The organism is Pseudomonas sp. AN-1 (genome assembly GCF_034057115.1).
Lineage (GTDB): Bacteria > Pseudomonadota > Gammaproteobacteria > Pseudomonadales > Pseudomonadaceae > Geopseudomonas.
This window is the reverse complement of record NZ_CP139195.1, coordinates 483,016-507,714: the sequence shown is the minus strand read 5'-3', so window position 1 is coordinate 507,714 and position 24,699 is coordinate 483,016. Positions and strand designations below refer to the sequence as shown.

Genomic DNA, 24,699 nt, shown 5'->3' with positions numbered 1-24,699 from the left:
CGATGCCGGCCACCCTGCCGGTCACCACTGCGCAATCGCGAGGCCGCCGATGGAAATCCTGATCCTGATCGGCCTGATCGTGCTCAACGGCGTGTTCGCCATGTCGGAGATCGCCCTGGTCACCGCGCGCAAGGCACGCCTGATGAAGCTGGCCGCCGAGGGCGACAGCGCCGCCGCCACCGCCCTGAAGATGGGCGAGGACCCCACCAAGTTCCTGTCGACCATCCAGATCGGCATCACCTCGATCAGCATCCTCAACGGTATTGTCGGTGAGGCGGTGCTGGCCGCACCGCTGTCGCAGTGGCTGCAGTCCCTCGGCGCGCCGGAGAACACCGCGAGCATCGGCGCCACCGCGGTGGTGGTCATCGTCATCACCTACGTCTCCATCGTGATCGGCGAGCTGGTGCCCAAGCGCCTCGGCCAGATCAGCCCCGAGCCCATCGCGCGCCTGGTCGCCCGGCCCATGCAGGCGCTGGCGGTGATTACCCGGCCCTTCGTGATGCTGCTGTCGGTGTCCACCCACGCGCTGCTGCGCCTGATGGGCGTGCGGCAGACCGGCCAGGCCATGGTCACCGAGGAGGAGATCCATGCCCTGCTGGAGGAAGGTTCCGAGGCCGGCGTCATCGAACAGCACCAGCACGAGATGGTGCGCAACGTGTTCCGCCTCGACGACCGCCAGCTCGGCTCGCTGATGATCCCCCGCTCGGACATCGTCTGCATCGACATCCGCCGCTCCGCCGAGGAGAACCTGCAGATCCTCATCGAGTCGGAGCACTCGCGCTTCCCGGTATGCGACGGCAGCCTCGACAAGCTGCTCGGCGTGATCCACGCCAAGCAGGCGCTGGCCTGCGTCGCCAAGGGGCAGACGCCGGACTTCTCGACCAACCTGCAGCCGTGCGTGTACGTGCCGGAGACGCTGACCGGCATGGAGCTGCTCGAGGAGTTCCGCGCCAACGACATGCAGATGGCCTTCGTCATCGACGAGTACGGCGAGATCGAGGGGATAGTGACCCTGCAGAACGTCCTCGAGGCGGTGACCGGCGAGTTCACCCCGCGCAATGCCGAGGACGCCTGGGCGGTGCAGCGCGAGGACGGCTCCTGGCTGCTGGACGGCGCCATCCCCATTCCGGAGATGAAGGACCGCCTGGAACTGAAGAACGTCCCCGAGGAGGACAAGGGCCGCTACCACACCATCAGCGGCATGATCATGCTGCTGCTCGGGCGCGTCCCCGCCACCGGCAATCACACCGACTGGGCGGGCTGGCGCTTCGAGGTGGTGGATATGGACGGCAAGCGCATCGACAAGGTGCTCGCCACGCCGATTCCCCACCAGGAAGACGACCAGCAGGCGGACGGCGCGTAAGCGCGCCGCCCCGGCGTCCCGCTACAGCCAGTCCAGGCGCTTGAAGTTGGCGTACAGCCCGCCGCAGCCGAGGACGATCACCGCGAGCACGCCGAAGTAGCCGTATTCCCAGGCCAGCTCGGGCATGTGCTCGAAGTTCATCCCGTAGATCCCGGCCAGCGCGGTCGGGAAGGCGAGGATCGCCGCCCAGGCGGCGAACTTGCGCTGCACCACGCTCTGCCGCGAGGCCTCCAGCAGCAGGCTCAGCTCGATGGCGTGGTCGGCCATCTCGCGCTGGCCGTTGAGGTCTTCCTGCAGACGGGCGACGTGGATGGCGATGTCGCGGAAGTACGGGCGCATCGGCTTGTCGATGAACGGGAAGTCGAGCTGCTGCAGCTCGCGGCAGATCTCCGCCAGCGGCGCAACCTGGCGGCGCAGGCGCAGCAGGTCGCGGCGCAGGTCGGCGATGTGCTCGATGTCGGCCTGGCTCAGCGAGCGGTTGAGCACGGTCTGCTCGAGGTCCTCCAGTTCCTCGAAGATGCTGTCGAGCAGCGGCCGGTAGTTCTCGATGACGAAGCTGAGCAGCGCATACAGCACGTAATCCTCGCCCTGGGCGAGCAGCAGCGGGCGCGCCTCGCAGCCCAGGCGCACCTTGGAATAGGGCGCCGAGTCGCCGTAGCGGGCGCTGATCACGTAGCCCTTGCCGGCGAACAGCTGGGTCTCGACGAAGGTCAGCCGCCCCTCCACGCGGATCGGCGAGTAGACCACCATGAACAGCGCATCGCCGAAGGTTTCCAGCTTGGGCCGGGTGTGCTGGGCGATGGCGTCCGCCATGGCCAGCTCGTGCAGGTTGAACTGCTGCTGCAGGGTGTGCAGCAGCTCGCGGTCGGGGTCGCGCAGGCCGATCCACACCATGTGCCCGGGCCTGGCGGCCCACTGGGCACCCTCCTCGATATCGATATCGGCAACCTTGCGTCCCTGGTGATAGGCAGCGGCGGCAACGACCTGGCCCATGCGGCGTCCTCGACTGAAATGATGTGGCAGCTTACCCCAAGCGCCAGCCTGCCCCCAAAGCGGACGGCTGCGGCGCATTCGCCAGCGGGCCGCGGCACACCGCAAGCCTGCCCGCGCCGGACAAAACGACAGACTGTCCGCCATGTTCGTCGGATTGATGTGCAGACTCATCGAAACGCGGCTTTTTACGTCTTATCGACGAACAGAGCCGCCCAATAGACTGGCTCCGTACTCAACCGAACCCCGGAGACAACAACAATGAACGTACTCCTGCTTGGCGCCGGCCACATCGGCTACACCATCGCTCAACTGCTGAACAACACCGGCGACTACAAGGTGGTCGTCGCCGACCGCGACCGCAGCTCGCTGAGCGCCATTGCCGAACTGGGTATCGCCACCCTGGAGCTGGATTCGGCTGACGGCGCCGCCCTGGAAAAGGCCATGGCCGACCAGGACGCCGTGCTCAACGCCCTGCCGTACCACATGGCCATCGGCGTGGCCAAGGCGGCCAAGAACACCGGCACCCACTACTTCGACCTGACCGAAGACGTGCACGCCACCAAGACCATCATGGAGCTGGCCAAGGACGCCAAGACCGCGTTCATGCCGCAGTGCGGCCTGGCCCCGGGCTTCATTGGCATCGCCGCCCACTCGCTGGCCGCCCGCTTCGACAGCGTGCGCGAAGTGAAGATGCGCGTCGGCGCCCTGCCGGAGTTCCCGACCAACTCGCTGAAGTACAACCTGACCTGGAGCGTCGACGGTCTGGTCAACGAGTACTGCCACCCGTGCGAGGCGATCCGCAACGGCCGCCTGCAGCTGGTGCAGCCGATGGAAGGTCTGGAGCACTTCTCCCTCGACGGCGTCGAGTACGAAGCCTTCAACACCTCCGGCGGCCTGGGCACCCTGTGCGACACCCTGAGCGGCAAGGTCGAGACCCTGGACTACAAGACCGTACGCTACCCGGGCCACCGCGACCTGATGAAGTTCCTCCTCGAGGACCTGCGTCTGGCCGGCAACCAGGACAAGCTCAAGGACATCCTGCGCGGCGCCGTACCGACCACCATGCAGGACGTGGTGCTGGTGTTCGTCACCGTCAACGGCCTGAAGGACGGCAAGCTGGTGCAGGAAGTGTTCAGCCGCAAGATCTTCGCCAACGTGCAGGGCGGCCGCCTGACCAGCGCCATCCAGATCACCACCGCGGCCGGCATCTGCGCCGCCCTGGACCTGTTCCGCGCCAAGCGCCTGCCGCAGTCCGGCTTCATCAGCCAGGAGCAGGTGTCCCTCGACGACTTCCTCGCCAACCGCTTCGGCAAGGCCTACGAAGAGCACGCCGACGAGGCCCGCGAAGCGGCCTGAGTCAGCCCGCCTGCCCGCGCTCGCGGGCAGGCTCCCATGATCTGCCCAAGCCCTGCGCAGGGTTCGCGTGAACCGACCGGCTCCGCGTAGGGTGCGCCATGCGCACCATGGACCACGACGGTTGTCCCGGTGCGCACGGCGCACCCTGCGGGGTGCCGGGGCAATCATGCGCACTCCGACAAGAACAACACCAAGGAGATTCAAGGATGTTCAAGCGCAGCACCCTCGCCGTCGCGGTAACCCTCGCCCTGCTGGCCGGCCATGGCCAGGCCGCACCCACCCTGATCAACGCCAGCGGCGCCGCCGATGCCGCCAGCGCCACGGCGCAGTCCGCCAACGCCTGGATCGAGATCGACAAGGTCGCCTTCGAGCACAATATCGCCGAGCTGAAGAAGCAGGTCGGCGCCAGGACGCAGATCTGCGCGGTGATGAAGGCCGACGCCTACGGCCACGGCATCGACCTGTTGATGCCCTCGGTGATCGCCAGCGGCATTCCCTGCATCGGCGTCGCCAGCAACGAGGAAGCGCGCATCGTCCGCGAGAACGGCTTCAGCGGCCGCCTGATGCGCGTGCGCACCGCCACCCTCGGCGAAGTGCAGGACGCCATGCGCTACGACATGGAAGAGCTGGTCGGCGACCTGGAGTTCGCCGAGAAGGTCGCCGAAGCGGCACGCGCCCAGGGCAAGACCCTGCGCATCCACCTCGGCCTCAACTCCGCCGGCATCAGCCGCAACGGCCTGGAAATGAGCACCGCCGAAGGCAAGCTGGCCGCCGTGGACATCGTCAACATGCCGGGCCTCAAGGTCGCCGGGATCATGACCCACTTCCCGGTCGAGGATCGCGCCGAGGTGCTCAAGGGCCTGGAGAAGTTCAAGGCAGAGTCCGCCTGGGTGATCGAGCACGGCAAGCTCGACCGCAGCCAGCTGGTGCTGCACTGCGCCAACTCCTTCACCACCCTGGAGGTGCCCGAGGCGCACCTCGACATGGTCCGCCCCGGCGGCGCCCTGTACGGCGACACCGTGCCCAGCCACACCCAGTACCAGCGCGTGATGAACTTCAAGTCGCGGGTCGCCTCGGTCAACGAATACCCCGCCGGCAACAAGGTCGGCTACGACGGCACCTACACCCTGACCCGCGACTCGCGGCTGGCCAACATCTCTGTCGGCTACTCGGACGGCTACCGCCGGGCGTTCACCAACAAGGCCGCGGTGCTGATCAACGGCCACCGCGCCCCGGTGGTCGGCAAGGTGTCGATGAACACCCTGATGGTCGACGTCACCGGCATCCCCGACGTGCATCCCGGCGCCGAGGTGGTGCTGTTCGGCAGGCAGGGCGACGCCGAGATCGCCCAGGGCGAGCTGGAGGAATTCAACGGTGCCCTGCTCGCCGACCTCTACACGGTGTGGGGCAACTCCAACCCGAAGTTCCTCAAGCCGGAAGCGGCGGCGCAGTAACCACCTACTCGCGGGCGCCTCACCGGCGCCCGCATCGTTTCCGAGGAGCGATCAGTGAATTCAGTCATCAAACCTCGCAGCGGCGGCCAGATCCTGGTCGACGCCCTGCTGCTCAATGGCGTGGAACGCGCCTTCTGCGTGCCCGGCGAAAGCTACCTGGCGGTGCTCGACGCCCTGCACGATGCGCGGGAAAGGATCGACCTGGTGGTGTGCCGCCAGGAAGGCGGCGCCGCCTACATGGCCGAGGCGCACGCCAAGCTCACCGGCCAGCCGGGCATCTGCTTCGTCACCCGCGGCCCCGGCGCCACCAACGCCTCGGTGGGCGTGCACACCGCCTTCCAGGACTCCACGCCGATGCTGCTGTTCATCGGCCAGGTGGCCCGCGACCAGCTCGGCCGCGAGGCCTTCCAGGAAGTCGACTACCGGCAGATGTACGCGCCGCTGGCCAAGTGGGTGGTGCAGATCGACGACGCCCGGCGTATGCCCGAGCAGCTCGCCCAGGCCTTCCAGCGTGCCATCAGCGGCCGCCCCGGCCCGGTGGTGGTAGTGCTGCCGGAGGACATGCTGACCGACGTGGTCGAGGTGGCCGACGCCCTGCCCAGCCGGCGCATCGACAGCCATCCGGCGCCGGCACAACTGCAGGAGATGCAGGCACTGCTGGAGCAGGCCCGGCGCCCGCTGCTGGTGCTCGGTGGCGGTGGCTGGACGGCCGAGGCGGTCGCCGACATGCGCGCCTTCGCCGAGCGCCAGCGCCTGCCGGTCGCCCTGTCGTTCCGCCGCCAGGACCTGTTCGACAACCGCCACCCGCAGTACGCCGGCGACCTGGGCCTGGCCGCCAGCGCCGAGCTGCGCGAGGCGGTGCAGCAGGCCGACCTGCTGCTGGTGGTCGGCAGCCGCCTCGGCGAGGTCAGCAGCAGCGGCTACAGCCTGCTGGACATCCCCACCCCGCGGCAGACGCTGATCCACGTGCACGCCGGCCTCGAGGAGCTGGGCCGCGTCTACCAGCCGGCGCTGGCCATCGCCAGCCACCCGGCCGCCTTCGCCGCCGCGGCCGCCGAACTGCCCGCCCTCCCCCGGCCCGGTGCAGATGGGCGAGATCATGGCCTGGCTGCGCGAACACCTGCCCGAGAACAGCATCCTCTGCAACGGCGCCGGCAACTACGCGGTGTGGCTGCACCGCTTCTACCAGTACCCGGGCTTCCGCACCCAGCTGGCGCCCACCAACGGCTCGATGGGCTACGGCGTGCCGGCCGCCATCGCCGCCGCACTGGCTGCGCCGGGGCGCACGGTGCTGAGCTTCGCCGGCGACGGCTGCTTCCTGATGAACGGCCAGGAACTGGCCACCGCCATCCAGCACGACGCGCGGCCGATCTTCATCGTGGTCAACAACGGCATGTACGGCACCATCCGCATGCACCAGGAACGCCACTACCCCGGCCGGGTCAGCGGCACCGAACTGCACAACCCGGACTTCGCCGCCCTCGCCCAGGCCTACGGCCTGTACGCCGAGGTGGTGGAGTACACCGGCGACTTCCCCGGCGCCTTCACCCGCGCCCAAAGAGCGGGCAAGGCGGCGCTGCTGGAGATCCGCGTCGACCCGCAGGCGCTGACGCCGCGGCAGAGTCTGGCGCAGATTCGCGAGCAGGCGTTGCGGGGGCACTGAAACAGAACGGGCGGCCCACGGCCGCCCGTTTCTCACTGATGAATCGACTTCTACGGATGACCGCCCCGCCTGACGCTGGGTTAAGGGGCGAGCTTTAGCCCGTCCCAGTGAGCGAAGCGAACGCTTTAAACCACTTGCCAGAGCAATTAAACCTCAACTCTCTCATTTCCCCAGACAAAGCCTATAGGGTTTCTGGGCATCTCTAGGTTGATCTCTTCTGCATAGCATAAAAGCTGGACTGTGGTTTGGTGTGCTAGAACTGAGCAAGGTGCTCCATTCAGCGTGCCTTCTACCCGTATGCCATGGAAACTAACTTGCGATAAATTGTTGACATGGATTTGCACGCCACCATATAGAATTGCAAGTATTGCTGGATTGAAATTTGGCGGTAGACTTTCTTTCCATTGCAGTGCTTCTTTTGCCAGCGCTTCCATTAATACAGCTGAACTTTGATAGTAATTCTGCTCTTCTGGTGTGGGAATGTCAGGGATTTCAATTTCGGGAAGACTGTATCGTGGTATTTCGGGAAGGCTAAGCCCTTCAAGTCTGCCCATAGATCCGCTTATACTTTCCATCGCTTTTGTAATTTCTGGGCTCGGCTTCATAGCTTCAGACAGGGCGGACAGCTTGTCTCGAAGCTCCTTGCTAATTGGGTTATCCATAGATGCTCCTGAATTGCTCTAACGTTGGAGTTAAGGCCGCACCGAAGGCGTCGACCTTGAATGCTGTAATGGACTCTCCCTGCACCACACTTACCCGCACCAGCGGTGCCGCGAGTGGCGTTCGGAGGGTATCAGCGATGTGCAAGCAGATAGCAGTGGATTTGGCCAAGTCCGTTTACCAGGTTGCCGAGAGCGTCCGTGCCGGGCAGGTGAGTCAGCGCAAGCGGCTGAATCGCGAGGCGTTTCGTCGATATATACAGGAGCAGGCCGAACCGGTCGAGTGGCTGATGGAAGCCTGTGGCACGGCGCACTACTGGGGGCGTCTGGCCCAGTCGCTGGGCCATCGGGTGACCCTGCTGCATCCCCGCTACGTGCGCCCCTATCGGCGGCGCAACAAGACCGACCGCAACGACTGCGACGCGATCCTCGAAGCTGCGCGTTGCTCGGGTATCCGCCCGGTTCCGGTGAAAACGCATGAGCAGCAACAGCTTCAGCAACTGCACGGCCTGCGCGAGACCTGGAAGAAGAGCCGCACCCAGCGCATCAACCTGCTGCGCGGCATCTTCCGCGAGATGGGCCTGGAAGCGTCGGCAGCGACGGCAGCATTCCTTCGTAGCGCTCATGAGCTGATCGAGCGGCCGGAAGTGGTGGCCCTGCGCGGCCAACTGCAGATCGTCCTGGCGGAGATCAACCTCTACGAACAATGCATGGCCGAGTGCGAGCAGCAGCTCCAGCGCTGGCATGCCGACGACGCCATCGTGCAAAAGCTCGACGAAGTCAGCGGCATCGGCGTGCTGACCGCCAGCGCGCTGAAAACAGCGGTCGGCCAACCCGAGCGCTTCGCCAGTGGTCGCCAACTGAGCGCTTGGCTGGGCATGACCCCGCGTGAGTTCAGCAGCGGCGACCGTCGCAAGCTGGGGCACATCAGTCGGCAGGGCAACGTCTACGTGCGCACCCTGCTGATCCACGGCTCGCGGGCGGCTCTGCTGGCGGCGCAGCGGTGCCAGGCCAACACCCCGGAGCGGTTGACCAGGCTACAACGCTGGGCGGTGGAGACCGCGGCGCGGATAGGCCACAACAAGGCGGCGGTAGCGCTGGCCAACAAGCTGGTACGGATCTGCTGGGCGGTGTGGTGCCATGAGCGGCGCTTCAGCGGCGACTGGCAGAGCAGCAAGCCCGCCTGACGGCGGGCCGGAGTCATCGGGAGGCGGTTTTTCTCGTGGTTGTGGTGAACAGCGACACTGTCGGAACAGGCGAGTCCTGCAGCGGAACAAGGCCGATAACAATCATGATCCCCGTGATCGATTGAACGCTTGGCCCCCGCTGCGCGAACTACAGAGTGGCCCGGGCGGCGACGCCCAACGAAGGCCGGATATACGAATGCAACCGCACTGACGACAGGGGTGGCAGGCTTTACTCACCACTTGTGGGGGGAGTCCATATACGTTTGTTAGGCATCATTGCGCTGACCCGCTTTCGGCTTCTGAAAGCTCATGTAGCTCTTCCCATACCATATGGTGGTGTTCTGCCAAGAGCATGCTTTGGTTGTATTTATTTAGTTGCGCCCTGATTCGCCGGATGGCACCCGGTGATTTAACTGACTCTCCGAGTATGACGCAGGCTCCAGCAGAAACCTCATAATTTCCGGTCAAGGCTAAATCTACTACCATCTCTAGAAAAGCCTCACAGTTGAATGCGCTTAATGCATAAACCAGTGTGCCTCGATGGTTGGCGTTCTCGGGCTTAGAGATAGCCCGGAGAAGTGGCTCGACTGCACGTTCATCAAGTGCATCCATCAAATCTAAAGCTGCTTTGTCTCGAATAGAGGAATTCGGGGACTCAAGGTCTTGGATCAGTTCTTGGACTTCGCGCATATCTGAGTGATGCCTAACGTTCGAGGTGAGCACCGCCCGCGCGAAGCGCGGGTGTGTGCTCTGGCGAGTAGTTAGCCGACGATATTGCACCGGTCCGCGCAGCGGACTGTAAATGTGACGGATGCTCAGGCGCCGGCGAAAATTGAAAAATGACCTCAACCCCAACCAGGGTCTGCGGCGTGCGCATTAACTTCGTTATGCTCCGCCGCAGACCCTGGTTGGGTATAGCAGCGATTTTCGATTTACGTTGTGGCTGATTCCACATCATTTACGTTTCCCTACGCAAAATGTCGTATATCGTTGGGTAACTATAAATAGACACCAACCGGTGCATAACACCCCGGACGGGTATGGTGGATAAAATTCAAGAAAGCGAAAGCCTGACCGCTCTGGAATGCAGCTTTCGGAGGTAGCCTGGGGTGAGTTGGCGGTTATACACCATGGCAGCAAGTCCTTTTGCGCGAGAGGTTTGACAGGTGTCGAGGTTAGCGCGGTGCACCGTGGAAAAACAACCGGGAGTGTGCCCGCAATCCCGGCGTTTCAGGTTAAATGGCCGTGCCGGTTACGACCGTCCCGTCAGCCCTTCGGGGCACCCAACCTGAAAACCGAGGAAAAAGGACATGACTCTGGAAATCCCCCGCCTGCCGCTCAAGGGCGCCAAGGCCCTGGTGGTCGGCGTGGCCAACGAGCACTCGATCGCCTACGGCTGCGCCCGGGCCTTCGCCGAACTGGGCGCCGAGGTGGCCATCACCTACGCCAACGACAAGGCCCGCCCCCACGTCGAGCCGCTGGCCCGCGAGCTGAACGCGCCGATCTTCATGCCGCTGGACGTCACCCGTCCCGGTGAGCTGGAGGCGGTGTTCGCCGAGATCGAGCGGCACTGGGGGCAACTGGACATCCTGGTGCACTCCATCGCCTGGGCGCCGAAGGAGGACCTGCAGGGCGGCCTGCTCGACTCCTCGGCGGAGGGCTTCGCCCAGGCCATGGACATCTCCTGCCACTCCTTCGTGCGCATGGCCCGCCTGGCCGCGCCGCTGATGAAAAACGGCGGCACGCTGTTCGCCATGAGCTACTACGGCGCCAACAAGGTGGTGCCCAACTACAACCTGATGGGCCCGGTGAAGGCCGCGCTGGAGGCCTCCTGCCGCTACCTGGCCTACGAGCTGGGCCCGAAGGGAATCCGCGTGCACGCCATCTCCCCCGGCCCGCTGAAGACCCGCGCCGCCTCCGGCCTCAAGGACTTCGACCTGCTGCTCAACGAGGCCGCCCAGCGCGCGCCGCTGGGCGAGCTGGTGGACATCATGGACGTCGGCTTCACCTGCGCCTGGCTGGCCACGCCCTACGCGCGGCGCCTGTCCGGCGAGACGCTGTACGTGGACGGCGGGGTGAACATCATGGCGTGAGCGCCGCAGCCGCCCGTCTCCCGCGCGGCGCCGGGATGGCCCCGCGCACTATCCTCTTGCAGACACCCCCGGAAAACAGACCTTCGCCGCCGCATGGATCGCCCGGGGCGGCGGGGAGGCTCCATGCGCGGGATCTGGCTGTTGCTGGCCCTCACCCCACTGGCCCTGGCGGCCGAGCCGGTCAGCTCGACGGTGCGCGAACAGCACTACCTGGTGTACGGCCGCACCATCGAGGAAATCCGCCGCTCGATCGGCGAGCGCAGCCCAGTGCGCAACGCCCACAGTGCGTTCGGCGGCGCCACCGAGACCCACTACAGCGCGAGCTACCGGCTGGTCCCGGTAGCGGAGACGCAGTGCGTGCTGAAGGATGCCGCGGTGAAGGCCGAATCGGTGGTCACCCTGCCCCAGCTTGCCCCCGGCACCCTGCCCCCGGCGGTGTCGGCCGAGTGGCGACGCTACTATCTGGCGCTGCGCGCGCACGAGTACCAGCATGTGGAGAGCGCCAGGGCGTCGGCCCGGGTGGCGCAGCAATGGCTGGCCGGCCTGCAGCTCAGCGGTCCGTGCCATGCGGCGCGGCCCCGCGTGCGTGCCGCCATCGAGGCGCGCATCCGCATGCTGGACGAGCGTGACCGGCTGCTGGACAGCATGACCGATCACGGCCGTTCACAGGGCGCCGAGCTGGATCTGCGGGTCAGGTGAGTGGATCGCGGCTGATTTCGCAGCCGCCGCCGGTCAGAATGAGGTTAGTGGCCTGTTTGGTTAGTTCAGTTGGTCAATTTCGGCGCCCATGGCCCCGATACTGCGTTGCCACTCCTCGCCATAGCCCTGCCATGACTCGTCGAGGCGCCTTGTCTCGGAACCATGGTCATCCGAACTTGGCTCAACCAACCAACCGCACAGGCCACTAGCGCCGCGCGCAGCCCCTTCGCCAGGAAAAGGTCCGCCATGAAAGTCGTCATCGCCCCCGATTCGTTCAAGGAAAGCCTGTCCGCCGCCGAGGTGGCCGCGGCCATCGCCGCCGGCTTGCGCGAGGTGTGGCCGCAGGCCGAGCTGGTCTGCCGGCCAATGGCCGACGGCGGCGAAGGCACGCTGGCGGCGCTGCTCGCGGCGACCGGCGGCGAGCAGCGCGAGCGTGTGGTGCGCGGCCCGCTGGGCGAGCCGGTGGCCGCGCAGTGGGGCTGGATCGCCGGCAGCCGCAGCGCGGTGATCGAGATGGCCGCGGCCAGCGGCCTGCATCTGGTTCCCCCGGCCAGGCGCGATGTGCTGCGCGCCTGCACCTATGGCACCGGCGAGCTGATCCGCGCCGCACTGGACGCCGGCGCCACGCGCATCGTCCTCGGCTTCGGCGGCAGCGCCACCAACGACGGCGGCAGCGGCATGCTGCGCGCCCTCGGCGCGCGCTTCGAGGATGCCGCGGGCAGCCCGCTGCCGCCGGGCGGCGCGGCGCTGGCGCAGCTGGCACGCATCGACCTGAGCGGTCTCGATCCGCGCCTGGCGCAGGTGGACTTCGAGGTCGCCTGCGACGTCGACAACCCGCTGTGCGGGCCGCGCGGCGCCTCGCAGGTGTTCGGCCCGCAGAAGGGCGCGACGCCGGAGCAGGTGCGCCAGCTCGACGCCGCCCTCGCCCGCTTCGCCGACGTGTGCGCGCAGACCCTCGGCCGCGACGACCGCGACCTGCCCGGCAGCGGCGCGGCCGGCGGCATCGGCTTCGCGGCGCGCAGCTTCCTCGGCGCGAGCTTTCGCCCCGGCATCGAGCTGGTCGCCGAGGTCAGCGGGCTGGAGCAGGCGCTGATCGGCGCCGACCTGGTGATCACCGGCGAGGGGCGGATCGACCTGCAGACCCTGCACGGCAAGACGCCGATGGGCGTGGCGGCCATCGCCAGGCGCCACGGCGTGCCGGTAGTGGCGCTGGCCGGCACCCTCGGCGAGGGCTACCAGCAGCTCTACGGCCACGGCATCGACGCTGCCTTCAGCCTGGCGCCCGGGCCGATCAGCCTGGCCGACGCCCTCGCCGACGCCCCGCGTCTGCTGCACCAGCGTGCGGCCGACATCGCCCGGCTGTGGCAGCTGGCGAAGGGTTGAAGCGCTACAGCCGCCCGCCGCGGTCGATCTTGCAGGACAGGATGATCGAGGTGTTGGTCTTCTCCACCCCGTCCACCGCGCTGATCTCGTCGAGCAGCTGGTCGAGGCGCTCGGGGGTTTCCGCGTGCAGCCAGGCGACGAAGTCGAACTCGCCGCTCACCGTGCACAGCTGCTGCACCTCGGGCATGTTGCTCAGGCGGCGCAGCACCTCCTTGCCCGAGCGCGGCTGCAGGGTGATGCCGACGTAGGCCTGCAGGCCGCCCTCCAGCACGCGCTGGCCGAGGCGCACGCCGTAGCCGGTGATGACCTTGCTCTTCTCCAGGCGCGCCAGGCGCGAGATCACCGTGGTGCGGGCGATGCCGAGCTTGCGCGCCAGCATGGCGGCGCTCTCGCGGGCGTCGACCTGCAGGGCGGCGATCAGCTGGCGGTCGATCTCGTCGAGGCGGATGTTGGTGAGCTCGGTCATCGGTAAATCATCGAAAACGGGAAAGGAGGCATCTTAGCAAACGACCGGACCAGCTTGCGGCCGCCGTGGACTCGGGGCAATCGCATGAATGGCTTCCGAGCCTGATCAATCCGTTGTGGGGTGAATTCATTCGCCAGAACACCCTGTCAAGGCGCATGAATTCGCCCCGACAGGCCGGGAAATTGGCGACATGCGATTGCCCCGAGTCCACGGCCACCACGGAGAAAAACCCGGCCGCCTCGCGGAGAACGGGCAAGGGCATCGCCCCCCTTTACGGACGATGCCGGCACCAGACTCGCTCCTGCTTCACCGCCCCTGGCAAAGCTCCACCCGCAGGCGCTGTTCCAGCAGGCGGAACAGGCGCACCAGCCCGTAGGAAGCCAGCAGGTAGAACACCCCGGCCATCAGGAAGATCTCCACCGGCTGGTAGGTGCGGGCGATGATGGTGCGCGACATGCCGGTCAGCTCCAGCAGGGTGATGGTGCTGGCCAGCGCGCTGGCCTTGAGCATCAGGATCACCTCGTTGCTGTAGGCCGGCAGGCCGATGCGCGCGGCGCGCGGCATGACGATGTGCAGCAGCGCCTGCCAGCGCGACATGCCCAGCGCCCGCGCCGCCTCGATCTCGCCCGGCGGGATGGCGGCGATGGCGCCGCGCAGGATCTCGGCGATGTAGGCTGCGGTGTGCAGGGTCATGGTGATCACCGCGCACCAGTAGGGATCGCGCAGCACCGGCCACAGCGCGCTCTGGCGTATCGCCTCGAACTGCGCCATGCCGTAGTAGACCAGGAACAGCTGCACCAGCAGCGGCGTGCCGCGGAAGAAGAAGATGTAGCCGTAGGGCAGCGCGCGCACCCAGGCGTGCCGCGAGCTGCGCATCACGCCCAGCGGGATGGCGAGGATGAGGCCGGCCAGCACGGCGATGCCCACCAGCTCCAGAGTCAGCCAGGCGCCTTCGAGCAGGCGCGGCGTCCACTTGATCATCAGTTCCCAGTTCATGCGTAGGCCCTCCGGAAGCCGCGTGCGGCACGCTTCTCCATCAGCGCCAGGCTGCTCATGGCGACGATGGTCAGGCTCAGGTAGATGCAGGCGGCGATCAGGTAGAAGGTGAACGGCTGCTTGCTGGCGGTCACCGCAATCTGCGAGTGGCGCATGATCTCCTCGAGGCCGATCACCGAGATCAGCGCGGTGTCCTTCATCAGGATCATGAACAGGTTGCCGAGGCCCGGCAGGGCGATGCGCCACATCTGCGGCAGGATCAGCCGCCAGAGGATGGCGAAGGTGCCGATACCCAGCGCCTGCCCGGCCTCGCACTGGCCTTTGGGGATGGCCAGGATGGCGCCGCGGAACACCTCGGTGGCGTAGGCGCCAAAGCACAGGCCCAGCGCCAGCACGCCGGCGGCGAACGGACTGAGCTCCAGGCTGTGCATGCCCAGCGCATCGGCCAGCGCGCGCATCAGGTTGACGCTGCCGAAGTAGATCAGCAGCACCCAGAGCAGCTCGGGCACGCCGCGCACCAGGGTCGAGTAGCTCGAGCCCAGCCACTGCAGCGCGCCGTACTTCGAGGTCTTGGCCAGCGCGCCGGCAAGGCCAAGCACCAGGCCTACGGCCAGCGATGCCAGCGCCAGCTTTATGGTGATCCAGGTGCCCGCCAGCAGGGCGGGCCCGAAACCGTGCAAATCGAGAAACATGCTTGTCACCCTCGCCTGCAGGTGCGCCCGGCCGCAGCCGGGCGCTGCCCCGTCAATAGATGCTGAACGGGAAGTACTTGTCGTTGATCTGCTTGTAGGTGCCGTCGGCGACGATGGCCTGCAGCGCGCTGTTCAGCTTCTCGCGCAGCTCGGCGTCGCCCTTGCGCAGGGCGATGCCGATGCGGTCGTTGTCGTAGACCGGCTCGCCCTTGAACTCGAAGTCCTTGCCCGGCTCGCTCTTGAGCCACTCCCAGTTGACCAGCTTGTCGGCCAGCACACCGTCGACGCGCCCGGCGGCGAGATCCAGGTAGGCGTTTTCCTGGGTGTCGTAGAGCTTGACCTGCACCACGTCGCCGAGGTTGTCCTCCAGCCAGGTGCCGGCGATGGTGGCGCGCTGGGCGCCGATCACCTTGCCCTTCAGGCTGGCTTCATCGGTCCTGAACTCGGCCCCCTTGGGCGCGATGAACTGCAGCTTGTTGGTGTAGTACGGCTCGGTGAAGTCGACCGCCTGCTTGCGCTCGTCGGTGATCGACATCGAGGCGACGATCATGTCGAACTTCTTGGCGTTGAGCGCCGGGATGATGCCGTCCCAGTCGGAGGTGACCACCTCGCAGTCGGCCTTCATCTGCGCGCACAGCGCCTCGGCGATCTCCACGTCGAAGCCGCCGACCTTGCCGCGGGCGTCGACCAGGTTGAACGGCGGGTAGGCGCCTTCGGTGCCGACCCTGAGCTTGTCGGCGGCGACCGCCTGGCCGAGCAGGCCGAGAACGCTGGCGGCGACGAGCAGCACTTTCTTGTAGTCATGCATGGTTGGCTCTCCGATCAGTGATTGCTGGACATGAACTGCTGGCAACGCGCGGACTGCGGGTTGTCGAAGACCTGTTGCGGACTGCCCTGCTCCTCGACGCGGCCCTGGTGGAGGAACACCACCTCGCTGGAAACCTGGCGGGCGAACTTCATCTCGTGGGTGACCAGCAGCATGGTGCGGCCCTCCTCGGCCAGCGCGCGGATCACGTTGAGCACCTCCTGGACCATCTCCGGGTCGAGCGCCGAGGTCGGCTCGTCGAACAGGATGACCTTGGGCTCCATGCACAGGGTGCGGGCGATGGCGGCGCGCTGCTGCTGGCCGCCGGACAGCTGGCTCGGGTAGCAGTGGCGCTTGTCGGCGATGCCGACCTTGGCCAGCAGCGCCTCGGCGCGCTCGGTGGCCTCGGCCCTGGACAGGCCCAGCACGCGGCGCGGCGCCTCGATCACGTTGTCGAGGATGGTCATGTGCGGCCACAGGTTGAAGTTCTGGAACACGAAGCCCAGTTCGCTGCGCAGGCGGTTGATCTGCCTCGGGTCGGCGGCGACCAGATGGCCCTCGCGGGCGGTCTTCAGCTTGAGCTGCTCGCCGGCGACGTGGATCTCGCCCTTGCAGGGGTTTTCCAGCAGGTTGATGCAGCGCAGGAAGGTCGACTTGCCGGAGCCGGAGGAGCCGAGGATGGAGATCACGTCGCCGTCGCGGGCGGTCAGCGAGACGCCCTTGAGCACCTCCAGCTCGCCGTAGCGCTTGTGCAGGTCGCGGATTTCCAGGGCGGGGGCGGATGCTTGCATGGCTACACCTTTGTTGTTCTTGTCTCGCGTCCGGTCCGGGGCGGCCGGCGCGATGGCCTTGGTCACGCCCCGATGAAAGCAACTCCGCGCGCACCGCTCAAACGAAAAGAACGACGCTTTCCATTCCAAAAACTACTGTTCGCAGCGCATCTCGCCGGCCCGGAAAACAAAAAATCCCCGGCGCACACAGCGACCGGGGACAGGGTAAGAACAGCGATGGGGAGGGCCGCGAGCGGCCGGGCAAGCCCGGCGCCAGGACGCGGCGCCTGACGCGCGGCAGCGCCTACACCAGCGGCAGACCCAGCTCCTGCGCGCAGGCCTGCAGCGAGGCGTCCTGCACGCGGGCGTAGAGCGTCAGCTCGTCGAGCACCGGACGGCCGAGGGCGCGCTCGAACTCGGCGCGGTTGGCACTCCGGTCGTAGGCACCGCGGGTGTTGTCGCCGAGGTTGGACTGGAAGATGCCCGCCGCGCTGACCGGCAGGAAGTCCTCGTAGCGCTGCGGCTCCCAGCGCAGCTGGCCGGCCTTGAGCAGCGCCTCGCGATCGCCCGCCAGACGGCCCTCGCGGCGGGCCGCACGGCCCGCGTCGGTGACCTGGTAGCGGCCGAACACCAGCCCCTCGCGGCGCAGCTGGTCGTAGTCGTCGGGGAAGTCCGCGAAGCAGGCGGCCAGCGCCTGGGCGTAGGCCTGCGGGTAGTCCGCCGCCGGCACGCCCTGGCAGCGTTCGCGGGCGGCGGCGAGCAGGCGGTCGTAGAGCGCGCGGCCGCGGGCGGTCAGCGCCGCGCCGCGCTGCTCGATCTCGCCGAAGCGCGCGCTGTGCGAGCCCGGCGTGCCGCAGGCGAACTGCACCGCCTCGTCGAGCGCCTTGAAGCTGGTCTGGCGCAGCAGGATCGGGCAGCGCCGCGCCGGCGGGCCCTCAACCAGCTCCTTGGCCGCCATGCCGCGGCCCGGCATCGCCGCCTGCACGGCGTCGATGTCCAGGGTGCAGGGGGTCAGGTGGTTGATGTGCGGATTGGGGAAGGCCACCACGTCGGCGATCAGCCGGTGCTGCTCGTGCAGCTGCTGGTACACGGCGGCGCTGACCCGCGCCTGGCGATGCCAGCGGAAGGTCTGCAGCGCCTCGCGGATGAACACGCCGGCCTGCTGCTCGGTCAGCCCGCCGGCCTGCTCGCACTGATCGATCAGCGCCAGCGCCTGCTCGGTGAAGATCTGCCGGCCGGCGAGGATCCCGGCGGCCTGGGCGCGCAGCGCCGGGTCGTCGATCAGCTCCAGGCGCAGCAGCGAGGTGAACACGCGGAACGGGCTGTGGGCCAGCGCCGCCTCGCCAACCGCGCGGAACGCGGTGGCGTGCACCGGCACGCCGGCGCAGCTCAGGTCGTAGTAGGCCACCGGCTGCATGCCCATCACCGCGAACAGCCGCGCCATGGTCGCCAGTTCCTCGGCGCTGCCCAGGCGGATGGCGCCGTGGCGCTCCTCGGCCAGACGTTGCAGCTCGCCGCTGGCGCACAGCGTTTCGGCCAGCGCCGGGGCCGCGTCCAGCGTGCGGCGGTTGATCCGGCCGACCAGGTCGAGCAGGTCGCCGTACAGCGGCACCTCGCTCTGGTACATGGCGGACATGGCCAGGGAGAAACGCGCACGGATCGCGTCCGGACTGACAAAGGCGTTCTGGTTCATCGCACTGCACTCCTGGGAATCTGCTGCGGCCCGTAGGGTGCGCCGTGCGCACCTCTTGGCCATCGCTGGTGCGCACGGCGCACCCTACGGATTCATTCTGTTGAGGACTGAACCGCCGCTCAAACGACAAATTCTCTGCACTTCATTCCGCCGAGGAATTCCGATACCCGTAGGGTGCGCCATGCGCACCGCCGGCCTCTTATGGTGCGCGCGGCGTACCCTACGGGCGGGGTTCAGAGACTCGCCTGCAGGCAACGACGGAAGATCGCCATGCCTTCCTCGAGGATCTCCTCCTCGGCGGTCAGCGGCGCCAGCAGGCGGACGATGTGGCGGTGCTTGCCGCTCGGCATCAGCAGCAGGCCGGCCTCGCGGGCACTGGCCAGCAGGCGGGCGAGGCGTTCAGTGCCCGGCCCGCCGTCGTCGCTGCGCAGCTCGATGCCGCGCATGGCACCGACGCCGGTCAGGCGCGCCAGCGCCGGGGCCAGCTCGCTGTCCTGCCAGGCGCGGAAGTGGCGCAGGATGCACTGCTCCTGGCGCTCGCCCCAGGTCGCCAGGTTGGCGTCGCTCATCAGCTCCAGGGTGGTCAGCGCCGCCGCGCAGGCCAGCGGATTGCCCGAGTAGGTGCCGCCCAGGCCGCCCTTGGGCAGCGCATTGAGCAGCTCCGGGCGGCCGACCAGCGCGCCCAGCGGCAGGCCACCGGCGATGCTCTTGCCGAGCAGCAGCAGGTCCGGCTCGATGCCCAGGAGCGAGAAGGCGAAGCGCTGGCCGGTGCGGCCGAAGCCGGACTGGATCTCGTCGACGATCAGGACGATGCCGCGCTCGTCGCAGAAGCGCCGCAGGTACTGGGCGAAGCCGGCGTCGAGCGCCTGGAAGCCGCCCTCGCCCTGCACCGCCTCGAGGATGAAGCAGCCGACTTCCTCGACGTCGATCTCCACGCTGAACAGCCGCTCCATCGCCGCGCGGGCGACCTCGACGCTGACGCCGTTGTCGGCGCTCGGGTACGGCAGGTGGTACACCGGGCCGGGCAGCGCGCCGACCTTCTGCTTGTAGGGGGCGACCTTGCCGTTGAGATTGAGGGCGGCCAGGGTGCGACCGTGGAAGCCGCCGTCGAAGGCGATCACCGCGCCGCGCCCGGTGGCGGCGCGGACGATCTTCAAGGCGTTCTCGGTGGCCTCGGCACCGCTGTTGGTGAGCATGCCGGAGAGGCGGTAGGACACCGGCACGAAGCGCGCCAGCGCGTCCAGCAGCTGGCTATAGCCCTCGTGGGGCAGCGCGTTGAACGCCGAGTGGGTCAGCCGCCCGGCCTGCTCGCGCACCGCCTCGACGATACGCGGGTGGCAGTGGCCGAGGTTGAGCACGCCGATGCCGCCGACGAAGTCGATGTAGCGCTTGCCGGCGGTATCCCAGACCTCGGCGTTGCGGCCGTGGCTGAGGCTGATCGGGTGGACGATGGCCAGGGACTGGCTGACGTGGGTCGACGGCATGGCGCGCTGCTCCGCAAGGACTGGTGGTGCGCACCATGAAATCGGCAGGGGCAGGCAGGCGGCAAACGAAAAAAAATCGCTCTCTTATTCCTTTTTTTCCTGCCAGTACAGGATCACCCGGGTAATCCGTTGTAGGGGCGAATTCATTCGCCAGCCCCCCAAGGCGAATGAATTCGCCCCTACGGACCGGGAAATCGGCTTCATGCATTGCGCTAAGCATCGCATCGGGAGGGCAACTGCGCGGCCTTGTCCACCAACCCCGTGGTCAGCCCGCGTCGAGCTGGCCGCGAATCCACTTCACGAAGGCGCGGATCTTCGGCACCTCGGCGGCGTGTTCGGCGTAGGCCATGAAGTGCTTGCCGGTGCTGGGCAGCTCGTGGTCCCAGGCGATCACCAGCTTGCCGTCGGCAAGCTCGTCCTCGACCAGGAAGCGCGGCACCAGCGCCACGCCACAGCCGGCCTGGGCGGCGCGGATGCACATGTAGAAGGTCTCGAAGCGCGGACCGTGGTAGCTGTGGCTGGTCTGCAGGCCGAGGCTGTCGAACCAGTCGTGCCAGGCCTCCGGGCGCGACACGCACTGCATCAGCACCTGCTCGCCGAGCTGCTCGGGACTGGCGATGCCGCTGGCGAACAGATCCGGCGCGCACACCGGCACCATGGTCTCGCCGAACAGCTCGATGCACTCGGCACCCGGCCAGGTGCCCTGGCCGAAGAAGAACACCACGTCGGCCTTGCCCTCCAGCAGGTCGAACGGCTCCAGCACGTTGCGCAGGTCGAGGTGGATGTTCGGGTTGGCCTTGCCGAAGCCCTTGAGATGCGGAATCAGCCAGCGCGCGCCGAAGGTCGGCTGGGTCGCCACCTTGAGCACCTCGGTGTTGCCGCCGTAGGAGAGGATGTAGTGGGTGGACATCGCCACCTGGTTGAGGATCTTGTTGACCTCGGCCAGGTACAGCTCGCCAGCCGGGGTGAGCTGCAGGCGGCGACGGATGCGGCGGAACAGCAGGTGCTGGAGCATGTCCTCGAGCTGGGCGACCTGCTTGCTCACCGCGCTCTGGGTCAGGTGCAGCTCCTCGGCGGCGCGGGTGAAGCTCAGGTGGCGCGCGACCGCCTCGAAGCACTGCAGCGCGGTCATGGACGGCATCAGACGTTTGGACATGGGACTCTCGGTGGCGGCCAGCAAAGCATGAATTAAAGGAATGATAAGGCGAAAAACCCTCGCTTGTGAGCCTGCGAGAGGCGGATCGATACTGACCGGGAGGCCAAATTCCAACAATCCTGCGACAGGAGCCAATCATGGTCGAGCATCTTCTCAGCCGCCTGGGCGTCAGCGCCGAGGCCGCCAACCAGGGCAGCCACGTCATCCACAGCCCCATCGACGGCAGCCGCATCGGCGCCGTGGCGCTGGAGCCGGCCGCCAGCGTGCCGGCGAAGATCGCCGCCGCCCAGGCCGCCTTCGAGACCTGGCGTAGCGTGCCGGCCCCGCGCCGCGGCGAGCTGGTACGCCTGTTCGGCGAGGTGCTGCGCGAGCACAAGGCCGAGCTGGCCGAGCTGGTGTCCTGGGAGGCCGGCAAGATCACCCAGGAAGGCCTGGGCGAAGTGCAGGAAATGATCGACATCTGCGACTTCGCCGTCGGCCTGTCGCGCCAGCTGTACGGCCTGACCATCGCCTCCGAGCGCCCGGGCCACCACATGCGCGAGACCTGGCACCCGCTGGGCGTGGTCGGCGTGATCAGCGCCTTCAACTTCCCGGTCGCCGTGTGGGCGTGGAACGCCACCCTGGCGCTGGTGTGCGGCAACGCCGTGCTGTGGAAGCCGTCGGAGAAGACCCCGCTGACCGCCCTCGCCTGCCAGGCGCTGTTCGACAAGGCGCTGAAGGCCTTCGGCGACGCTCCGGCCGGCCTCAGCCAGCTGATCGTCGGCGACCGCGACGCCGGCGAAGCGCTGGTCGCCGATCCGCGCGTGGTGCTGGTCAGCGCCACCGGCAGCACCCGCATGGGCCGCGAGGTCGCCCCGCGCGTCGCCGCGCGCTTCGGCCGCTGCATCCTCGAACTGGGCGGCAACAACGCGATGATCCTCGCGCCCAGCGCCGACCTGGACATGGCGGTGCGCGCCATCCTGTTCAGCGCCGTCGGCACCGCCGGCCAGCGCTGCACCACCCTGCGCCGCCTGATCGCCCACGAGTCGGTCAAGGACGAGATAGTCGCGCGCCTGAAGGCCGCCTACGCCAAGGTGCGCATCGGCCACCCGCTGCAGGGCAACCTGGTCGGCCCGCTGATCGACAAGCAGGCCTTCGAGGCCATGCAGAACGCGCTGGTAAAAGCCCGCGACGAAGGCGGCCAGGTGTTCGGCGGCGAGCGCCAGCTGGCCGAGCAGTACCCGAACGCCTACTACGTCAGCCCGGCGCTGGTGGAGATGCCGGCGCAGAGCGAGGTGGTGCGCCACGAGACCTTCGCGCCGATCCTCTACGTGCTGGGCTACCGCGACTTCGACGAGGCGCTGCGCCTCAACAACGAGGTGCCGCAGGGCCTCTCCTCGTGCATCTTCACCACCGACGTGCGCGAGGCGGAAGCCTTCCAGAGTGCGGCCGGCAGCGACTGCGGCATCGCCAACGTCAACATCGGTCCGAGCGGCGCGGAGATCGGCGGCGCCTTCGGTGGCGAGAAGGAAACCGGCGGCGGCCGCGAGTCGGGCTCGGACTCCTGGAAGGCTTACATGCGCCGGCAGACCAACACCGTGAACTACTCGCGCGAGCTGCCGCTGGCCCAGGGCATCGTGTTCGACTGATCCTTCCCCGGCAGCCAGCCCCGCTCCATCCTTCGCGGTGGAGCGGCGGCCAAGGCTGTACATCCATCCAGATAAAGATTGCCTGAAACGCCGTTTCTGCCCATGCTGTGCGCCATCTCCACCAGCTTTGATGGCAAGCATGCGGCTCTTCCTCTGCGAAAAACCCTCCCAGGCCAAGGACATCGCCAAGGTGCTCGGCGCCAGCCGGCGCGGCGAGGGCTGCTGGCTGGGGGCCGGCGTGACCGTGACCTGGTGCATCGGCCACCTGCTGGAGACCGCGCCGCCGGACGCCTACGACGAGCGCTACAAGCGCTGGAACCTCGCCGACCTGCCCATAGTCCCCGACCAGTGGAAGATGCTGGTCAAGAGCAAGACCGCCAGCCAGTTCAAGGCGGTCAAGCGCCTGCTCGGCGAATGCACCGAGCTGGTGATCGCCACCGACGCCGACCGCGAGGGCGAGATGATCGCCCGCGAAATCCTCGACCACTGCCGCTACCGCGGGCCGATCCAGCGCCTGTGGCTGTCGGCGCTGGACGACGCCTCGATCCGCAAGGCGCTCAAGGCACTCAAGCCGGGCAGCGAGACCTTCCCCCTGTACCACGCCGCACTGGGCCGCTCGCGCGCCGACTGGCTGATCGGCATGAACATGAGCCGGCTGTTCACCCTGCTCGGTCGCCAGTCCGGCTACCAGGGTGTGCTCTCGGTGGGCCGCGTGCAGACGCCGACCCTGCGCCTGGTGGTGGATCGCGACCGCAGCATCGCCGCCTTCGTGCCGGTGCCGTTCTGGGCCATCGACGTGCAGCTGCTGGAAGGCGGCACGCCCTTCACCGCGCAGTGGCGCGCGCCGGAGGATGCCTGCGACGAGCAGGGCCGCTGCCTCAGGCCCGAGCTGGCCCGCGCTGCCGCCGAGGCCATGCGCCGCGCCGGCAGCGCGCGGCTGGTCGAACTGAAGACCGAGCGGGTGCGCGAGGCGGCGCCGCTGCCCTTCGACCTGGGCACCCTGCAGGAGGTCTGCTCGAAGAAGCTCGGCCTCGGCGCCCAAGAAACCCTCGACATCGCCCAGGCGCTGTACGAGACGCACAAGGTCATCACCTACCCGCGCAGCGACTGCGGCTACCTGCCGCTCAGCCAGCACGCCGAGGCCCCGACGATCCTCGCCGCCCTGGCCTCCGCCGATCCGGCGCTGGCCGCCCTGCAGCCGCACCTCGACGCGCAGCGCCGCTCGCGGGCGTGGAACGACGCCAAAGTGAGCGCCCACCACGGCATCATCCCCACCGCCGCCGCGCAGGCCTCCAGTCGCCTGGCCGGCAAGGAGCGCGCGGTGTTCAGCCTGATCCGCGCCCGCTACCTGGCGCAGTTCCTGGCCAACCACGAGTACGACCGCACCCAGGCCGACTTCGACTGCGCCGGCCATGCCCTGCGCGCGCTGGGCAAGCGCATCGTCGAGCCGGGCTGGCGGCGCGCGCTGCCCGAGGCGCTCGCCCCGACCAAGGGCCGCGAGGCGCCGGAGCCGCAGGCCCTGCCGGCGCTGCGCGAGGGCCAGGACTGCGCGGTGCGCGAGGTGACGCTCAAGGACCTGCACACCCAGCCGCCCAAGCCGTTCACCGAGGGCGACCTGATCAAGGCGATGAAGAACGTCGCCAAACTGGTCGACGATCCGCGCCTCAAGCAGAAGCTCAAGGACACCACCGGCATCGGCACCGAGGCGACCCGCGCCGGGATCATCCAGGGCCTGCTCGACCGCGGCTACCTGACCAAACAGGGCAAGGCGCTGGCGGCCACCCCGGCGGCGTTCAGCCTGATCGACGCGGTGCCGCGGCCGATCGCCGACCCCGGCACCACGGCGATCTGGGAGCAGGCGCTGGACATGGTGCAGAACGGCGAGATGCCGCTGGAGGAGTTCGTCGCCAAGCAGTCGGCGTGGATGAGCAAGCTGGTGGAGCGTTGCGCCGACCTGCGTCTGACCATCAGCGGCCCGCCGGTCGCGCCCGGCCGCGGCAAGCCGGCCTGGAAGGGCACGCGCACGGGCGCCCCACGCAAGACCGCGCCGCGCAAGGCCGGTGGCACGGCAGCCAGGCGCAGCGCCTCGCCCCGGCCGAAGCAGACCTAGGCGCAGGCCCATCGGCACGGCCCGGTCCGCGGATGGGCGCAAGAACTTT

The 24,699-nt window shown here is 67.7% G+C and carries 20 protein-coding genes and 1 pseudogene; 10 read left to right on the top strand and 11 right to left on the bottom strand.

Annotated features, from left to right (window positions below; all coding sequences use genetic code 11):
- Positions 1-49 precede the first annotated feature (49 nt).
- The gene (locus tag SK095_RS02335; RefSeq protein ID WP_320547711.1) at positions 50-1,363 is read left to right on the top strand and encodes a hemolysin family protein; all 1,314 of its coding nucleotides are present in this window, start codon (positions 50-52) and stop codon (positions 1,361-1,363) included.
- Positions 1,364-1,384: 21 nt separating this feature from the next.
- On the opposite strand, the gene SK095_RS02330 is transcribed toward SK095_RS02335, so the two are convergent.
- Complete coding sequence (locus SK095_RS02330) at positions 1,385-2,356, bottom strand: magnesium and cobalt transport protein CorA (protein WP_320547710.1); 972 nt, start codon at positions 2,354-2,356, stop codon at positions 1,385-1,387.
- Positions 2,357-2,614: 258 nt separating this feature from the next.
- Here SK095_RS02330 and SK095_RS02325 point away from each other — a divergent pair, with 258 nt between their 5' ends.
- The 3 genes and pseudogenes from SK095_RS02325 to SK095_RS02315 all read left to right on the top strand — a co-directional run bounded on the left by SK095_RS02325 (position 2,615) and on the right by SK095_RS02315 (position 6,829).
- Positions 2,615-3,712, top strand: coding sequence for a saccharopine dehydrogenase family protein (locus tag SK095_RS02325; RefSeq protein WP_320547709.1), 1,098 nt, complete (start codon positions 2,615-2,617; stop codon positions 3,710-3,712).
- 206 nt (positions 3,713-3,918) lie between these two features.
- Positions 3,919-5,166: an alanine racemase gene (gene alr, locus SK095_RS02320; RefSeq protein WP_320547708.1), complete on the top strand. Its 1,248-nt coding sequence runs from the start codon at positions 3,919-3,921 to the stop codon at positions 5,164-5,166.
- Positions 5,167-5,220: 54 nt separating this feature from the next.
- A pseudogene (locus SK095_RS02315) lies at positions 5,221-6,829 on the top strand (thiamine pyrophosphate-binding protein).
- A gap of 146 nt (positions 6,830-6,975) precedes the next feature.
- On the opposite strand, the gene SK095_RS02310 reads toward SK095_RS02315, so the two are convergent.
- Positions 6,976-7,491, bottom strand: a complete 516-nt coding sequence (locus SK095_RS02310) for a hypothetical protein (RefSeq protein WP_320547707.1) — start codon at positions 7,489-7,491, stop codon at positions 6,976-6,978.
- A gap of 137 nt (positions 7,492-7,628) precedes the next feature.
- Between SK095_RS02310 and SK095_RS02305 the strand changes: the two genes are divergently transcribed.
- Positions 7,629-8,675, top strand: a complete 1,047-nt coding sequence (locus SK095_RS02305; RefSeq protein ID WP_320547706.1) for an IS110 family transposase — start codon at positions 7,629-7,631, stop codon at positions 8,673-8,675.
- Positions 8,676-8,948: 273 nt separating this feature from the next.
- Here SK095_RS02305 and SK095_RS02300 read toward each other — a convergent pair whose 3' ends face one another.
- Positions 8,949-9,365 (bottom strand): HEAT repeat domain-containing protein, encoded by a 417-nt coding sequence (locus tag SK095_RS02300; RefSeq protein WP_320547705.1) that lies wholly within the window; start codon positions 9,363-9,365, stop codon positions 8,949-8,951.
- Positions 9,366-9,985: 620 nt separating this feature from the next.
- On the opposite strand from SK095_RS02300, the gene fabI reads away from it, so the two are divergent.
- The 3 genes from fabI to SK095_RS02285 all read left to right on the top strand — a co-directional run bounded on the left by fabI (position 9,986) and on the right by SK095_RS02285 (position 12,850).
- Complete coding sequence (fabI, locus tag SK095_RS02295) at positions 9,986-10,768, top strand: enoyl-ACP reductase FabI (protein ID WP_320547704.1); 783 nt, start codon at positions 9,986-9,988, stop codon at positions 10,766-10,768.
- A 123-nt stretch (positions 10,769-10,891) separates the two neighbouring features.
- Complete coding sequence (locus tag SK095_RS02290; RefSeq protein ID WP_320547703.1) at positions 10,892-11,467, top strand: DUF922 domain-containing protein; 576 nt, start codon at positions 10,892-10,894, stop codon at positions 11,465-11,467.
- A gap of 246 nt (positions 11,468-11,713) precedes the next feature.
- On the top strand, positions 11,714-12,850 hold the full coding sequence (locus SK095_RS02285; RefSeq protein ID WP_320547702.1) for a glycerate kinase: 1,137 nt from the start codon (positions 11,714-11,716) through the stop codon (positions 12,848-12,850).
- 4 nt (positions 12,851-12,854) lie between these two features.
- On the opposite strand, the gene SK095_RS02280 is transcribed toward SK095_RS02285, so the two are convergent.
- The 8 genes from SK095_RS02280 to SK095_RS02245 form a co-directional block, all read right to left on the bottom strand.
- Positions 12,855-13,316 carry an Lrp/AsnC family transcriptional regulator gene (locus tag SK095_RS02280; protein ID WP_320547701.1) on the bottom strand — a complete coding sequence of 154 codons (462 nt, stop codon included), beginning with the start codon at positions 13,314-13,316 and terminating at the stop codon, positions 12,855-12,857.
- A gap of 306 nt (positions 13,317-13,622) precedes the next feature.
- Positions 13,623-14,312: an ABC transporter permease gene (locus SK095_RS02275; RefSeq protein WP_201486603.1), complete on the bottom strand. Its 690-nt coding sequence runs from the start codon at positions 14,310-14,312 to the stop codon at positions 13,623-13,625.
- Entirely contained in the window at positions 14,309-15,004 is a 696-nt protein-coding gene (locus SK095_RS02270) for an ABC transporter permease (protein WP_320547700.1), read from the bottom strand. Before SK095_RS02270 ends, SK095_RS02275 begins: the two co-directional genes overlap by 4 nt.
- Before the next feature lie 52 nt (positions 15,005-15,056).
- The gene (locus SK095_RS02265; protein WP_320547699.1) at positions 15,057-15,812 is read right to left on the bottom strand and encodes an ABC transporter substrate-binding protein; all 756 of its coding nucleotides are present in this window, start codon (positions 15,810-15,812) and stop codon (positions 15,057-15,059) included.
- A 14-nt stretch (positions 15,813-15,826) separates the two neighbouring features.
- Complete coding sequence (locus SK095_RS02260; RefSeq protein ID WP_320547698.1) at positions 15,827-16,600, bottom strand: ABC transporter ATP-binding protein; 774 nt, start codon at positions 16,598-16,600, stop codon at positions 15,827-15,829.
- Between the two features lie 283 nt (positions 16,601-16,883).
- Positions 16,884-18,272, bottom strand: coding sequence for a VOC family protein (locus SK095_RS02255; protein WP_320547697.1), 1,389 nt, complete (start codon positions 18,270-18,272; stop codon positions 16,884-16,886).
- A gap of 233 nt (positions 18,273-18,505) precedes the next feature.
- The gene (locus tag SK095_RS02250) at positions 18,506-19,756 is read right to left on the bottom strand and encodes an aspartate aminotransferase family protein (RefSeq protein WP_320547696.1); all 1,251 of its coding nucleotides are present in this window, start codon (positions 19,754-19,756) and stop codon (positions 18,506-18,508) included.
- Positions 19,757-20,021: 265 nt separating this feature from the next.
- Complete coding sequence (locus tag SK095_RS02245) at positions 20,022-20,912, bottom strand: LysR family transcriptional regulator (protein WP_320547695.1); 891 nt, start codon at positions 20,910-20,912, stop codon at positions 20,022-20,024.
- Between the two features lie 137 nt (positions 20,913-21,049).
- Here SK095_RS02245 and SK095_RS02240 point away from each other — a divergent pair, with 137 nt between their 5' ends.
- Complete coding sequence (locus SK095_RS02240) at positions 21,050-22,540, top strand: aldehyde dehydrogenase family protein (RefSeq protein ID WP_320547694.1); 1,491 nt, start codon at positions 21,050-21,052, stop codon at positions 22,538-22,540.
- A gap of 139 nt (positions 22,541-22,679) precedes the next feature.
- A complete protein-coding gene (locus SK095_RS02235; protein ID WP_320547693.1) occupies positions 22,680-24,650 on the top strand; it encodes a DNA topoisomerase III in 1,971 nt (656 codons plus the stop codon).
- Positions 24,651-24,699 lie beyond the last annotated feature (49 nt).